The following is a 13,967-nucleotide window of genomic DNA, read 5'->3' as shown; positions in this document are numbered from 1 at the left end:
GAAATTTTCGATCAGTTCGGCGGCGTCGGGAAATCGGCGCCGCTGTTCTGTCGGCCGGTGTTGAACTCGAAGATCTTGCGCAACACGCCCGGCGCCATCGCCGAGATCGGATTGATCCGCAGCACCGGCTGACCGGGCGTCCCCACGACCTCGTAGGTCACGCCGATCAGGCCCTCGTTGCTGCCGCCGCCGAGGAACAGGCCGACGATCGGGATCTGCCCGAACATGTTGTTCAAACCGTACATCGGCACGAAGGTGCCGCTCATCCGGACCTGGTTGGCCGGATAGTCGATCGAGCCCTCGATGGTCGCGCCGATGGTCGGCCCCTTCACCACGCCGTCGCGCACCGAGAGCTGGCCGTTCTCGCGGGTGAACTCGGCACGCAGCCGTGAGAACGCCAGCCCCGCCGAGGTGCCGCCGGGCGCGCCGGCGGCGGCGCGTTCGAGGGCGGCTTCGCCCTTGACGGTGAAGTCGCGGACGTTGATGAGCCCTTCCTTCGGGCGGGGCTCGGCAGTCGGCGGCTCGACCGCGAGCGCGAGCTGGCCGCCATACATTTTCGAGTAGGTGTCGGAGAAGCGCAGGAATGCGCCGGCGTCGTTGGTCTCGAGGTAGATCACCTCGCGGCCGCGGTTCTTGCCGCGCAATTCGGCGGTGATCGGCGTATCGCGACCGAGCTTGCCGCTCAGCGTGAAGGTGCGGAACGCACCGTTGCGCCGGATCAATTTGACATCGACGCTGCGCAGCGCCTCGCCGAAGTAGCCCGCGACAGCGCCGAGCTTGAGATCGAAGTCGAAATCGATGCTCTTGGCCTTGGCCTTGGGTTCGGCCTGGGTGCCCGACAGCGCCGACTTGATGAAGCCGCGGCCGTCGAACACGTCGCCGCGGATCACCACCTTCAGCACCCCGTCCTGACCGCGCTCGGCTCTCAGCGTGGACTTGTCGCCTTCGGACGGCGAATACACCGGGAAGTTCGCGTTGATCAGGTCGCCGTCATCATCGACTTCCAGCGAGCCCTTGATCAGCGTGCCGCTGCCCTCGATCTGAATGTCCTCGAACCGGATCGCTTGCGGCTTCTGTATCACGTTGAACGTTGCGCGGCTCGTCTTGCCCGACGGCTTGGTCCAGCCGGGCAGGATGTTGTCGAGCTTCAGGGCGGTGAGGTCCGCGTCGATACCGAACTTGGTCTCCTGCTCGCCGTCGCCGATCTTGCCGACCAGCTTCACCGGCACGGCCCCGGAGACGGCGCTGCCGAGATCGAGCCCCAGCTTGGCGCGGCTGGCGTCATCGAGCGTCGACTGCAGCCGGACATCGGCCTCACCCTCGGCCGGCTTGCGATAGTCGAGCGTCGCAGGCTGGCCGTTGATCTTGACGTCGCCCTTGACCTGATAGCCCTGATTGTTGGCGATCACCTTCAGCGTATTCGCCTCGAGCTTCTGTCCCATCACCAGCTTGTCGGCGGAGAAACCGGTGACGTCGGCATTGATCGAATAGGTGGTGTCGGCCTTGGTCAGCTCGCGCTGGATCGGCATGCCGAGCATGATCTGCGCATTGACGGCGCCCTTGCTGGTGTTCGGATCCATCGGCACGTTGCTGACGTCGCTGAGACGGCCCGACGACAGCACTTCGGCGACGGCCGGCACCGGAGCGTCGAGCTTGAATTTGATCCGCGACGGCGACGGCTTCGGCGCCATGTCCGGCACCTCGAACAGGATATCCGACAGCGCGATCTTCCGACCGCTCTGCGTCTCTGAATTGGCCTGCGCGATCGCGACCGCAGCGGTGCGACCGGTCACGCGGACGCGCATGTCGGCGTCGCGCACCCACGGCATGCCATCGACCGGGTGGATCGTCGCGCCGGTGCCGACAATGTTGACCAGCAGTCCCTCGTCCGGGATCGGCGGCCCACGCCGGGACAGGTTTTTCACCGGCGAATTGACGGCGATGTCGATGCTCTGGATCGAGCCCTTGTCGATCCGCTCGTTGACCCATTCCCGCACTTCCGGGACGACCAGGATCGGCCACATCCGCTTCAGCGCCGAGACCGACATCGGCGTGCCGGCCAGTCCGAGCTGCAGCCGCGGCTCGCCGCTGTAGTCGATACTGCCGGAGCCGGCGACGCCGATCTCGCCATTGTTGACGTCGGCCTGGGTCAGCAGCACACGGCGATTGTCGGTGTCGAAGCTGAGCCGAACGGCGATGCTGTTGAAAATCAGCGGCGCCTCACCCTGCGCGCCGGGCAGCACGATGGTCCCGCCGGACAAGGCGAGCCGCCAATCGGGCGTGCTGCCGTTGGGCGGTTCGAGCGCCGCCAACAGCGTGACGCGATTGGCGCCGGCGATGATCTTGAACGGCGCCATCAGCACGCGACGGTTGGCGTCCCATTCGAAGTTGAATTCCGCCTGATCGATCGCCATCGGATAGTCGGGCGTGTCGTAATCGATCACGGTGCCGGCGCCGGCGACCAGCTTGCCGCGGAAATAGGTCGGCAGACCATCGCGGCCGAGTTCGCCCTTGAGGTCGCCGGTCAATGGGAAGTCGGCGCCATAGGTCAGGTTCTTCAGCCGCAGCGCCAGCAGGATATTGCGCGTCGGCACCTGATTGGCATGCAGTTCCACGGCACGAACGCCATCCAGCGCCGGCCCGACCTCGACCCGCAGCGACCACGGCTTGCCCCCGCCCTCGCCGAAGCTCAGCGCGACACCGCCGCGGCTGGGGCGGCGCAGGCTCAGGCTGATGTTCTCGAACGTCCAGCGATTGCCGCGCTGCTGGTCGTCGACGACGAGATTGCCGTTCTTCAGGCCGATCTCGTTGAGGTTCTGGCCATCGAGCCCGGTCAGGCTCAGGCTGTCGAGCCAATCCAGCCCGGCGAGCAGGCTCTTCGTCGCGTCGTCGGTGGCGGTTGCCGCGGGCGAGCCCGGCTGCGCCGGCGACACTGCGCCGCCTTGTCCGGGCGCCGTAGCGGCAACGGGCGGCTGGCCCGGGAGCGTGAACTCCTGCGGCTTGCGGGTCGAGGCGACGCCTGTCGCGATCGGCCGCTCGGTGTCGCCCGTCGACACCGTCACTTGACCATCAGGCGTGATCCGGATCGCCAGTTCGGCGTCGACCAGGCGCAGGCTCTCCGCACGCAGCTTGCCGATCAGCAACGCCCGGCCGGACAGCCGGACTTCCGCTTTCGGCGCAGTGGCGACGACGACGTGGTCGCGGTCGCGCACCACGATATCGCGGATCCGGACCGCGACACGGATCCGTCCGACCCGCTCGATCTGGGTGCCGCCTACCTCGACGGTGTTACCATTGCCGATGTTCTCTGCAATCGCATCGGCGAGCCAAGGCGTCGCCATGTCGAGATTGATCGGTCCGGCACCCAGCCGCAGCCACAGACCGCCAAAACCGGCCGCCAGTACGACGCCGACCACCAGAACGGCAATCGAGATCCGCCGCAACCAAGGTGCGCCGGATAACCGGTGCTGCCAGCGCCGCATCGAATCGTCGACCCGGTGAAAGCCGAGATTCCGCCGAGCCAGCAACTTACGGGCGCGATGGCGTCCAGCCTCGTCGTGCTCCGGATCCCAGCCGCTATCCTGCCAGCATTCGGCGCCGTGGTCATCGCGGGAGGGATGCGGCCCGGAAGCGTTTTGCGATGGGTCGCTGGCCATGGCCTCTCGGTGCGCGCGCTCTGTCGCAGGCTGATCGCCGAGGGAGGTTTTTGCGCCGACGCGCAGGATACGCTCCTGTGGCGGCATTTCTGCCAAATCCTCGGTTGAACTCTTGAATCGCCAGCCGGCGGGCCGACGCAACAATCGGATGGTCTGGACGCCGAATCCTTGCAACCATATCCCGAGGCCAGCGGATTTGCCCAGCAGCGGCAGCGCCGCAGCGATCTCCGGAGCGTCTTGTTTGACCTGTCGAAAGCGACGAAAGGAAGGCGTATGTCCAAGCAAACGCGCAAGAATCCCTCGAAATCCGAAGCGATGAAGAAGCCCGCGACGAAATCTGCGGCCGCCGTCAACAAGTCTGCAGCGACGCCATCAGCGAGCAAAGCCGCTGCCAAGGCAAAGCCGGCGGGCGCGGCCAAAGCCAAAGCGACCGGCAAGACATCTACCGCAAAGTCCGCAGCATCTGCCGCCGCCGGTCCCGCCGAGGGCGCCAAGGCGCCGGTTTTCAGCCTGCCTCGCGACGGCGGCGAAACCGTCACGCTGGCAAGCTTTTCCGGAAAGAAGCTCGTGCTCTTCTTCTACCCGCGGGCGAACACGCCGGGCTGCACCAAGGAAGCGATCGACTTCACCCGGCTGAAGCAGGCCTTCGACGATTGCGGCACGGCGGTTGTCGGCGTCTCGGCGGATTCGGTGAAGGCGCAGGATTCCTTCCGCGACAAGCACGGCCTGGCGACGCCGCTATTGTCCGATCCCACCCATGCGATGCTCGCGGCCTACGGCGCCTGGGGCGAAAAATCGTTATACGGCCGAAAGTTCGAAGGGATTATTCGCAGCACGGTTCTGATCGGCCGCGACGGCAAGATCGCGCGGGTGTGGCGCAATGTGAAGGTGGACGGCCATGCCGACCAAGTCCTCGCCGCCGCGCAATTGCTGTGATTCCATTTTCCGAAAATTAACCATGAGGGGGTCAAATCTGCCCGCGCGTTGAGCCGACGAACCGTATCCGTCCGGCGCGGGAGTATCGATGTCCTACCGTTCCGGTCACCCTTCCGAACACCAGCAACACCACGCTCCGCATCACGGTCGCCAGGCGCCGTACCGGGCGCACCGCCCGCCGCCGGGGCCTCAGCCCCGGATCGCAGCGGAGGCCTCGAGCTACACTTTCGCCCATGCCGGCCGGCAGGTGCGGATCGGGCCCGTGCTGTTCTGGATCGTGGTCGGAACCATCGTCCTGCTCGGCTGCTGGTCGGCGGCCACCGCGACCTATTTCGCATTTCGCGACGACGTCCTGACCCGGCTGATCGCCCGCCAGGCGGAGATGCAATACGCCTATGAGGACCGCATCGCCGAGCTGCGCGCCAAGGTCGATCGCACCACCAGCCGGCAATTGCTGGATCAGGAACAGTTCGACCAGAAGCTCGACCAGGTGATGCGCCGGCAGACCATGCTGGAGTCGCGCACCAGTGCGATGAGCACCCTGCCCGACGTCGCCGTCACCGGCAGCATCAAGAGCTCGCGGACGCCGACGACCGACAGCGCGCCAGCCGGCCCTCTGAAGCCGTCGCCGATCAACGACACCGTGATCTTCGTTGCCCCGCCGGATCGCGAAGCGCGGCTGGAATCACGCTCCCCCGCAGCCGCGCCGGCGCTGCCGACGACGCAATACGCCAAGGCCCAGGGTCTCGACACCGCGCTGACGAAACTCGAGCAATCGCTCGACCTGGTCGAGAAGCGGCAGATCGCGACGCTCGGCTCGGTCGAGGAGAGCTTCGAGTCGCGCGCTCGCCGGATGCGCGGCGTGCTGGCCGATCTCGGGCTAGACGCCCGTGGGCTGGAAGCCGCGGCTCCGCGCGCCGGCGTCGGCGGACCGTTCGTGCCGCTGAAGCCGCCATCCAGCAACGCCAGCGCATTCGACCGACAGCTCTACCGGATCAATCTCAGCCGCACCCAGCTCGACCGCCTCAATCGCGCGCTGGCTCTGGTGCCCTATCGCAAGCCGGTGGTCGGTGAGGTCGAGCTGTCATCCGGTTTCGGCGTCCGCACCGACCCGTTTCTCGGCCGCCCGGCGATGCACACCGGCCTCGATTTCCGCGGCAGCTCCGGCGACCCGGTCCGCGCCACGGCGGTCGGCAAGGTCGTGAACGCCGGCTGGCAGGGCGGCTACGGCCAGATGGTCGAGATCAACCACGGCAACGGCCTGTCGACCCGCTACGGACATCTGTCCAAGATCATCGCCAAGGTCGGCCAGAGCGTCCAGATCGGCCAGGTGATCGGCGAAATCGGCTCCACCGGCCGCTCCACCGGCCCGCATCTGCACTACGAAACGCGGATTGATGGGGAAGCGGTGGATCCGCAGAAGTTTCTCCGGGCGGGGGTGCGGCTGGCGGGGGCGGGGTAATCCCAAGGCTCGACGCAACTACTAGAGAATTGAGACATGAGATACGCTAAAGCTAGCGATACTCACTCCGCCCTTTCGTATCTTCCCGATTTCCGGGGAGTTTCATCACAGGAAGATATTGAAGACCGGTTCTACGCTTCCGCGAAGATGATTATGCAGAGTTACAAACTAGTACGACAGGGAAGTTGTTGGGACATATCCGCGCTTGAGCTCTACCTCTACCATCCAGCGATTTGGTGCGATCCTTCGACCCACGCAACACGCTTCAGCAACGATCAGCAACTTGATTGGGGCACTTGGTACGTCCATCGCAATACCTCTCCAGCTCCGAACCGATCTGGCTTAGATATAACGGCCGGCTTTCCATCAGAGAGAATATCCGCTGGATTGCTAGTTGCGGCACTTGGCGAGAAAGACGGCTCGGCTACCGCGCTCAAGGCAATCGTCCGATTTGACCGCCCTTACTCTTTTGTTCGACGCGACAGGTGGTCCGCCGACGAGAAAAAAACGTTATGTGAAATAAATCACGAGAGTATTGAAGTTGGAATATTGAGGCTTTGTGAGAGAGAAACGGCGCAGGAAACGCCGCTCTTCATCGGTCCGCGGAAGCGCTTAGGAAAGTCCGTCCCAGAAAAATTTAGGAATGCTCACCTTCGAATGGCGACGCGCCGCTGGCCAACGAGTCCCAACATGGTTTCGTTCTCGCCAAGAGGCTAATCCTCCTCGATACTGCCCGGCCCCGAGCCGAACGCCCTCTGTGCGAGCGTCGCGGCCATGAATTCGTCGAGGACGCCGGCGGTTATCGGAGGTCTGCACGCTGGTGCGCAGGTCCTTCGCCATCTTGATACGGCTGCGGCACGTAGGAGCGGGTCTGGTGGTCCCGGCCGATGTCGTTATTGCGGCTTCAGCTCGACCTCATACAGCCGGACGCGAAGCACAGCGCCGCGATCGCGGCTCGAAGAAAAACGATGGTGAAAGGCGGCAGCTCTTTCAGAGCCACGCCCACGAAAAAGAACGATGCTCCCCACAGGATCGACAGCGCGATCAGCAGCGCCCAATCCCGTGGATGAATAGGATGAATTCCTGACGCCATGATCGCACCTCGCGACGCCAGTCATCTTGCAGAGAGTGTCGCGCCGCCACCCGAATTCCGAAAGCCGGCCGCACACAGCCGTTCAAAGGCGCGGTGCCTGGAGTCACTCCCGCGGGCGTGGCTTCAAGACGACCTCGACGATCTTTGCCTCGTCGTCGTCGGGCGCGGCATCGGTGGCGCGCGCATAACTGGCGAGCGCTGCAAGCGACAGCGGTAGCTCCAATCGCAGCGCTTTCGCCAATTCGATCGCGTAGCGTGCGTCTTTGTGCCGGAGCGCCGCAGTAAAGGTGGCGTTGGTGAAGTCGCGGTCGATCATCCGCGGGGCCTGCCGCAGCACCTGCGGACTGGCAACGACACTGCCCGCGATCGCTTCACGCACCAGGGCCATGTCGAGGCCGGCCTGCTCGGCCATCGCAATGCCTTCGGCGATGCCGGCGATCTGGATCGCGCCCATCAGATTGTTGATCAGCTTGTAGACAGTGCCGGCCCCGACCGGTCCGAAATGCCGGATCGTCCGGCCAAGCGGCGCAAGATATGGGCGCGCCGCGTCGAGATCGCTCGGCTCGGCGCCAATCAGCAAGGTGAGTTCGCCGCGTGCGGCAGCGTCGGGCAGGCCCGTAACGGGACAATCGATGTAGATCAACCCACGCGCGCGCAGCGCCGCGGCGAGTTCGAGCGCATGTTGATGCGAGACGGTCGAACATTCGATCGCGACTGCACCAACCTTCGCCGTCGTCGCGACACCATCGGCCCCAAGCCAGACGGCTTGCGACGCCTCATCGTCGGCGACCATGGTCACGATCGCATCGGCAGCGTGTGCGGCCTCGGCCGGCGTCGCAGCGCGGCGCGCGCCGCGGCTGATCAGAGCGTCGGCTTTCGCCGGATTGCGATTCCATACCGCGACCTCGAAGCCGGCGTCGAGCATCCGGCCGGCCATGCCATGGCCCATCTTGCCGAGACCGATGAAGCCGACCTTTGCGGGAGCGCCCACGCTTAGTCGACGTCCTCGACCGCCCCCGGCCCCGTGCCGAACGCGCGCTGCGCCAGGGTCGCGGCCATGAATTCGTCGAGGTCGCCGTCGAGCACGCCGGCGGTGTCGGAGGTCTGCACGCCGGTGCGCAGGTCCTTGACCATCTGATAGGGCTGCAGCACGTAGGAGCGGATCTGGTGGCCCCAGCCGATTTCGGTCTTGGCGGCCTGATCGGCGGCGGCCTGCTCCTCGCGCTTCTTCAGCTCGATCTCGTAAAGCCGGGCGCGCAGCATGTCCCACGCCTGGGCGCGGTTCTTGTGCTGCGAGCGGCCGGCCTGACAGACCACCGCGACGCCGCTCGGGATGTGGGTCAGGCGCACCGCGGATTCGGTCTTGTTGACGTGTTGGCCGCCGGCGCCGCCGGACCGCATGGTGTCGACGCGGACGTCGGATTCGGCGATGTCGATCTTGATCGAATTGTCGATCACCGGGAAGATCTGCACCGACGAGAACGAGGTGTGCCGGCGGGCATTTGAATCGAACGGCGAGATCCGCACCAGCCGGTGGACGCCGGCTTCGGTCTTCAGCCAGCCATAGGCGTTGTGGCCGGAAATCTGGATCGTCGCCGATTTGATGCCGGCTTCTTCGCCCTCGGATTCTTCGAGATATTCGACCTTGAAGCCGTGCTTCTCGGCCCAGCGGGTGTACATCCGCAGCAGCATCGAGGCCCAGTCCTGGCTCTCGGTGCCGCCGGCGCCGGCGTGGACTTCGAGATAGGTGTCGAAGCGGTCGGCCTCACCCGACAGCAGCGCTTCCAGCTCGCGCCGCGCCACTTCCTTCTTCAGCGCCTTGAGCGCCGCCTCGGCTTCGCGGACGACGCCCTCGTCGCCCTCGGCCTCGCCGAGTTCGATCATCTCGACGTTGTCGGTCAGCTCACGCTCGACCTTGCCGATGCCGGTCAGCGAATCCTCCAGCGAGGTTCGCTCCTGCATCAGCTTCTGGGCCTTCTGCGGATCGTTCCAGAGGTCGGGATCCTCGGCGAGCTTGTTCAGCTCCGCGAGTCGGACGGTCGACTGGTCGACGTCAAAGATGCCTCCTCAGCAGCCCGACTGACTGCTTGATCTCTTCGACGAGGCGTTCGGTTTCTGCGCGCATGGAATCTCTGCTGGGCGGCGGCCCCCGAAAGGTGGCCGCAAAACTGTGAGACGCGATTTAGCGGGCGACGCGGCAAAGCGCAATCGCCCCGATCAAGCGGCCCGTCAGTAAAGGCCGCCCGTCCCCGGTCGCATGAAGCCGCGATCGTCCGGCGGCGGGGCCTGCTGCTGGCGGCCGTCGGCGTCGGCGACGCCGATCACAGAATAATTGTCCGGCGGCGCGGTGCCCGGCTTGAACGCCTCGAGGATGGTGCGGCCGCCATCGCCCGGACCTGCGCGCATCCCGCTCTTGGCGTCGACGCGGACCAGCTTGATGCCCGCCGGCACGCGGAACGGCACCGCCGGCTTGTCGGCGAGCGCGAGCTTGAAGAAGTCCTTGGCGACGGGCGCGGCGAGATGGCCGCCGGTAGCGCCGCGGCCGAGATTGCGCGGCTTGTCGTAGCCGAAATAGATCCCGACCACGAGGTCCGGCGAGAAGCCGATGAACCAGGCGTCCTTTTCGTCGTTGGTGGTGCCGGTCTTGCCGGCGATCGGCTTGCCGACCTCGCGCACCACCGTGGCGGTGCCGGCCTGCACGACGCCCTCCATCATCGACGTGATCTGATAGGCGGTCATCGGATCGAGCACCTGCTCCCGGCGATCGACCAGTTGCGGCTCGGGCTGGTTCTTCCATCCCTCCGGCGCGTCGCAGCCGCGGCATTCGCGGGCGTCGTGCTTGAAGATGGTGCGGCCGTAGCGATCCTGGATGCGGTCGATCAGCGTGGCCTTCACCCGCCGTCCGCCGTTGGCGAACATCGAATAGGCGGTGACCATCCGCATCACCGTGGTCTCGCCGGCGCCGAGCGCATAGGACAGATAGTTCGGCAGTTCGTCATAGACGCCGAACCGCTTGGCGTATTCGCCGATCAGCGGCATGCCGACGTCCTGCGCCAACCGCACCGTCACGGTGTTGAGCGAGCGTTGCAGCGCGTTGCGCAGCGTGACCGGACCGTAATATTTGCCGGTCGAGTAGTTCTCGGGCCGCCACACGCCGGCACCCTGCCCCTGGTCGATTTCGATCGGCGCGTCGATCACCACGGTGGACGGCGTATAGCCGTTGTCCATCGCCGCCGAATACACCAGCGGCTTGAACGACGAGCCGGGCTGCCGATAGGCCTGCGTCGCCCGGTTGAACTGACTCTGGTCGAACGAAAAGCCGCCGACCATCGCCAGCACGCGCCCGGTCCACGGATCCATCGCCACCATCGCGCCCGACACTTCGGGGATCTGTCGCAGCCGATACTGCCCTTCGACAGGCTTGCCTTCCTTGTCGAGCATCGGATCGGCGTAGATGACGTCGCCGGCCGACAGCACCTGCGACACCGACCCCGGCGTCCGGCCGCGCTGCGGGCCGGTCGCGGCTTTGGCCCATTTGACGCCGTCGAGCGCGATCAACCCGGTCTCGCGCTTCTTCGACACCGCGCCGCCGAGCTCGCGGCCGGGCTGAAAGCCGATCCGCGCCGACTGGTCGGAGGTCTCGAGCACCACGGCCATTCGCCACGGCGAGATGTCGGACAGCGACTTGACCTCGGCGAGCTTCACACCCCAGTCGCCGCTGATATCCAGCTTCGAAACCGGTCCTCGCCAGCCCTGCGCTTCGTCGAATTTGACGAGGCCGGCGGTCATCGTCTTGCGCGCCTCGACCTGCAGTTTCGGATCGAGCGAGGTGCGAACCGACAGGCCGCCTTCGTACAGCTTCTTCTCGCCGTAGCGCTCCAGGATATCGCGGCGGACCTCCTCGGCGAAATACTCGCCGGCGAAAGTGTGCGCGCCAGTGCCGCGGCTGGTGACGGTCAGCGGCTCCTTGCGCGCCTTGTCGGCGTCGGCCTGCTTGGTCCAGCCGTTTTCCACCAGGCGGTCGATGACGTAGTTGCGGCGCTCGACCGCTCGGTCGTGGTTGCGGATCGGATGCAGCGCCGCGGGGGCTTTCGGCAGCGCCGCCAGATAGGCCGCTTCCGACAGGGTCAGTTCGTTGACCGATTTGTCGAAATACACCAGCGATGCGGCGGCGACGCCGTAAGCGCCGAGCCCGAGATAGATCTCGTTGAGATACAGTTCGAGAATACGGTCCTTGGAATAGGCCCGCTCGATCCGCATCGCCAGCAAGGCTTCCTTGATCTTGCGGGTGAACGACACTTCGTTGGTGAGCAGGAAGTTCTTGGCGACCTGCTGGGTGATCGTCGACGCACCCTGAGGCCGCCGGTTGGACCCGATGTTCTGCGCGTAAAGGATCGCGGCGCGCGCCATGCCCTGATAGTCGATGCCGCCGTGCTCGTAGAAATTCTTGTCTTCGGCCGCGAGGAAAGCGTTGATCACCAGCTTCGGCACAGCCTGAATCGGCAGATACAGCCGGCGCTCCTTCGAATACTCGCCGAGCAGCGAGCCGTCCGTCGCATGGACGCGCGTCATCACCGGCGGCTCATAATCCTGGAGCTGAGAATAATCGGGCAAGTCCTTGGAGAAGTGCCAGATCATCCCGGCCGCGGCGGCAACGCCGACCAGGAACACGATCGTCCCGGCCGCAAACAGAAAGCCGAAAAACCGCAGCAGCAAGCGCATCAGTTGAGTTCCGTTTCACCGAGGACCGCCGGACGCGGCGAATTTCCCTTGGACGAGATTGGCATTGTACGCAACCGGCATCGCCGCCGGGGCCGGCCTCAATTCCGGACCGAAAACGTAACCGCACTGCGGTCTTATAGAACTTCCGCTGTGGCCAAACTAGGGCCCGGTCGGGCCGAACGACGGGGTCAGTTCGGCCTGCCGGCCGAGACGAGCCGCTTGGCGAAAAACGAATCGATCGCCTGAGAGACCGCGCCGACCGTCTTGGTGCGCCACTGCTCGGAGACCAGTTGCTTGAGGTCGCCTTTGTTCGAAACGTAGCCCAGTTCGATCAGCACCGACGGCACGTCGGGCGCCTTCAGAACCCGGAAGCCGGCGGATTTGAGGGGATTCTTGTGCAGCCGGGTCGCGCTCTTCATTTCCCGCATCAACGTCCGGGCGAACCTGTTCGAGAACGTCTTGGTCTCGCGCTGCGCGAGATCGATCAGGATGTCGGCGACCTCGGTAGGCTCCTCGGTCAGGTCGACGCCGCCGATCGCGTCGGCCCTGTTTTCGGCGTCCGCCAGCCGCTGCGCCTCTGCGTCCGAGGCCCGGTCGGACAATGTGTAGATGGTGGCGCCCTGGGCGTCGCCCTCGCCGCGCGGCAGAGCGTCGGCGTGAATCGACACGAACAGCGCGGCGGACTGGGCGCGGGCGATCTTCACCCGGTCGTTGAGCGGGATGAAGGTGTCGTCGGCGCGGGTCAACACCACGCGATACTTGCCGCCTTTTTCCATCTGGTCGCGCAGCGCCAGCGCGAATTCCAGCACCAGCGTCTTCTCGGCGACGCCGCTGGCGGATTGAGTGCCGTTGTCGATCCCGCCATGTCCGGGATCCAGGACGACGACCGGCCGCGGGTCGTCCCCCTTGGCCGCATCGGCCCCGGCCGCTTCAGTTTTGGCGGCAGCGGCCCCGACAGGCACCGCTGAGGTGGCATCGGCCATGCTGACCGAGGGGCGCAGTTCCGGGGCCTTCCCGGCGCCCAGCGACTCGACGAAGGCTGTGCGATCGACCGAATCGAGTTCGACCACCAGCCGCGCCGGCTGGCCGTTGGCCGCGTCGAGCATGTCGGCCCTGGCGATCTTCGCCGGCCCCGCCAATTCGAGCACGATCCGCGATCCGCCCGGCATCACCAGACCGTAGCGAAATGCCTTGATCAGGCCGCGGCTTGCGCCATTGGCGCCCGACGGCAGACGGAAATTGATCTGCGGCAGGTCGATCACGACGCGATAGGGATCCGCCAGCGTGAACGCGCGCACGGGAACCTTGCTGTCGAAATCGACGATGAAGCGGGTCTGTTTGTCGTCACCTGCAAGACGGGCGTCGGAGGCGATCGGGAAGCCGCTCGGGACCGGCACGGCGGCGTTTTGAGCCAAAGGGGCGTTCCCAGCTTCGACAGCGCCGCCTCGGGAGGGGACTGCGCACATCCATGCTGCAGCGCACGCAAAAGCTGCGCTGAACAAAACAAAATGATTTGCGCGCCCCTGCAACGAATCCCGGCCCCTGTCCGCTGGTCCTTTTACTGCATTAGAACCGCGTGGTTAATCGCCGCTTAAGCAATGCGATTCGAATTAGATGCAGTGTTGCCGGGCAGCGACGCTCTCCTTGCAAGCGAGAGCCAATCCACGTATGTATCTGGTGCTGACGGTCTAATCTTCCGGTTGTGTCGCGTTCAGCCTTTCGGCGCAGCGTGGAATCCCTCGACAATGAGCAGCGGGATTTTGCGTTTTTTCCGTCCCCTCCGAGTCAGCGCAGTGCGCGGCCAGGCAGGTGCGTCGGTTCGGCCCGAGCGGCGTCCGGTCCCCGGGCCTCTATCCTACCAGGGACGGTCCAGACTCTTCATGACCGACCAGTCCGGCCTTCCGGCCGGATGATTCGTGCCGGTGAGCGCTTCGGCGCGAGACCGGTCCTTCAGCAAGAAGACACGGCGGATGCTTTGCCGCCACTCGTTCAGACGGGCCGACGCTTGATGCGCCATATTGCGATGCCGAACCGGACCCACGCAAAGGCCGCGCCGCCGCGAAGCAACAGCTTCGCCACGCGCAATGCCTCGGGTTCA

General features: G+C 65.3%; 9 protein-coding genes and 1 pseudogene. 3 read left to right on the top strand and 7 right to left on the bottom strand.

The window, feature by feature from the left end:
* Window positions 1–11: 11 nt before the first annotated feature.
* Window positions 12–3,443: a DUF3971 domain-containing protein gene (locus tag SR870_RS04700; RefSeq protein ID WP_322516882.1), complete on the bottom strand. Its 3,432-nt coding sequence runs from the start codon at window positions 3,441–3,443 to the stop codon at window positions 12–14.
* A gap of 21 nt (window positions 3,444–3,464) precedes the next feature.
* Here SR870_RS04700 and SR870_RS04695 point away from each other — a divergent pair, with 21 nt between their 5' ends.
* From SR870_RS04695 to SR870_RS04685, 3 genes are all read left to right on the top strand, one after another.
* Window positions 3,465–3,764, top strand: a complete 300-nt coding sequence (locus SR870_RS04695) for a hypothetical protein (RefSeq protein ID WP_322516881.1) — start codon at window positions 3,465–3,467, stop codon at window positions 3,762–3,764.
* Window positions 3,765–3,929: 165 nt separating this feature from the next.
* Window positions 3,930–4,592, top strand: coding sequence for a peroxiredoxin (locus tag SR870_RS04690; RefSeq protein WP_322518192.1), 663 nt, complete (start codon window positions 3,930–3,932; stop codon window positions 4,590–4,592).
* Between the two features lie 88 nt (window positions 4,593–4,680).
* Entirely contained in the window at window positions 4,681–6,054 is a 1,374-nt protein-coding gene (locus tag SR870_RS04685; RefSeq protein WP_322516880.1) for a M23 family metallopeptidase, read from the top strand.
* Window positions 6,055–6,767: 713 nt separating this feature from the next.
* Here SR870_RS04685 and prfB (SR870_RS04680) read toward each other — a convergent pair.
* The 6 genes and pseudogenes from prfB (SR870_RS04680) to SR870_RS04655 all read right to left on the bottom strand — a co-directional run.
* Window positions 6,768–6,992: pseudogene (gene prfB, locus SR870_RS04680) on the bottom strand (peptide chain release factor 2); the annotation flags it as partial.
* Window positions 6,959–7,147: a hypothetical protein gene (locus tag SR870_RS04675; protein WP_416221182.1), complete on the bottom strand. Its 189-nt coding sequence runs from the start codon at window positions 7,145–7,147 to the stop codon at window positions 6,959–6,961. The pseudogene prfB (SR870_RS04680) and the gene SR870_RS04675, both read right to left, overlap by 34 nt.
* A gap of 103 nt (window positions 7,148–7,250) precedes the next feature.
* On the bottom strand, window positions 7,251–8,138 hold the full coding sequence (locus SR870_RS04670; RefSeq protein ID WP_322516879.1) for an NAD(P)-dependent oxidoreductase: 888 nt from the start codon (window positions 8,136–8,138) through the stop codon (window positions 7,251–7,253).
* Between the two features lie 2 nt (window positions 8,139–8,140).
* Window positions 8,141–9,272 (bottom strand): peptide chain release factor 2 gene (gene prfB, locus SR870_RS04665; protein ID WP_322516878.1). Its coding sequence is split into 2 segments (ribosomal slippage): window positions 8,141–9,202 and window positions 9,204–9,272, totalling 1,131 coding nucleotides; the frame shifts between segments, so codons are not numbered across the junction.
* 104 nt (window positions 9,273–9,376) lie between these two features.
* Window positions 9,377–11,869, bottom strand: coding sequence for a penicillin-binding protein 1A (locus SR870_RS04660; RefSeq protein WP_322516877.1), 2,493 nt, complete (start codon window positions 11,867–11,869; stop codon window positions 9,377–9,379).
* Between the two features lie 188 nt (window positions 11,870–12,057).
* On the bottom strand, window positions 12,058–13,398 hold the full coding sequence (locus tag SR870_RS04655) for an N-acetylmuramoyl-L-alanine amidase (protein ID WP_322516876.1): 1,341 nt from the start codon (window positions 13,396–13,398) through the stop codon (window positions 12,058–12,060).
* Window positions 13,399–13,967: the final 569 nt, after the last annotated feature.

Source organism: Rhodopseudomonas palustris (assembly GCF_034479375.1).
GTDB classification, from domain to species: Bacteria; Pseudomonadota; Alphaproteobacteria; order Rhizobiales; family Xanthobacteraceae; genus Rhodopseudomonas; species Rhodopseudomonas palustris_M.
Note: the sequence above shows the minus strand (reverse complement) of the source record. Positions and strands in the feature narration are given on the sequence as shown.

Excerpts from the sequence above, each read along its gene's own strand:
- SR870_RS04685 (WP_322516880.1), top strand. The coding sequence starts at position 4,681 with ATGTCCTACCGTTCCGGTCACCCTTCCGAACACCAGCAACACCACGCT.
- SR870_RS04690 (WP_322518192.1), top strand. The coding sequence starts at position 3,930 with ATGTCCAAGCAAACGCGCAAGAATCCCTCGAAATCCGAAGCGATGAAG.
- SR870_RS04675 (WP_416221182.1), bottom strand. The coding sequence starts at position 7,147 with ATGGCGTCAGGAATTCATCCTATTCATCCACGGGATTGGGCGCTGCTG.
- SR870_RS04660 (WP_322516877.1), bottom strand. The coding sequence starts at position 11,869 with ATGCGCTTGCTGCTGCGGTTTTTCGGCTTTCTGTTTGCGGCCGGGACG.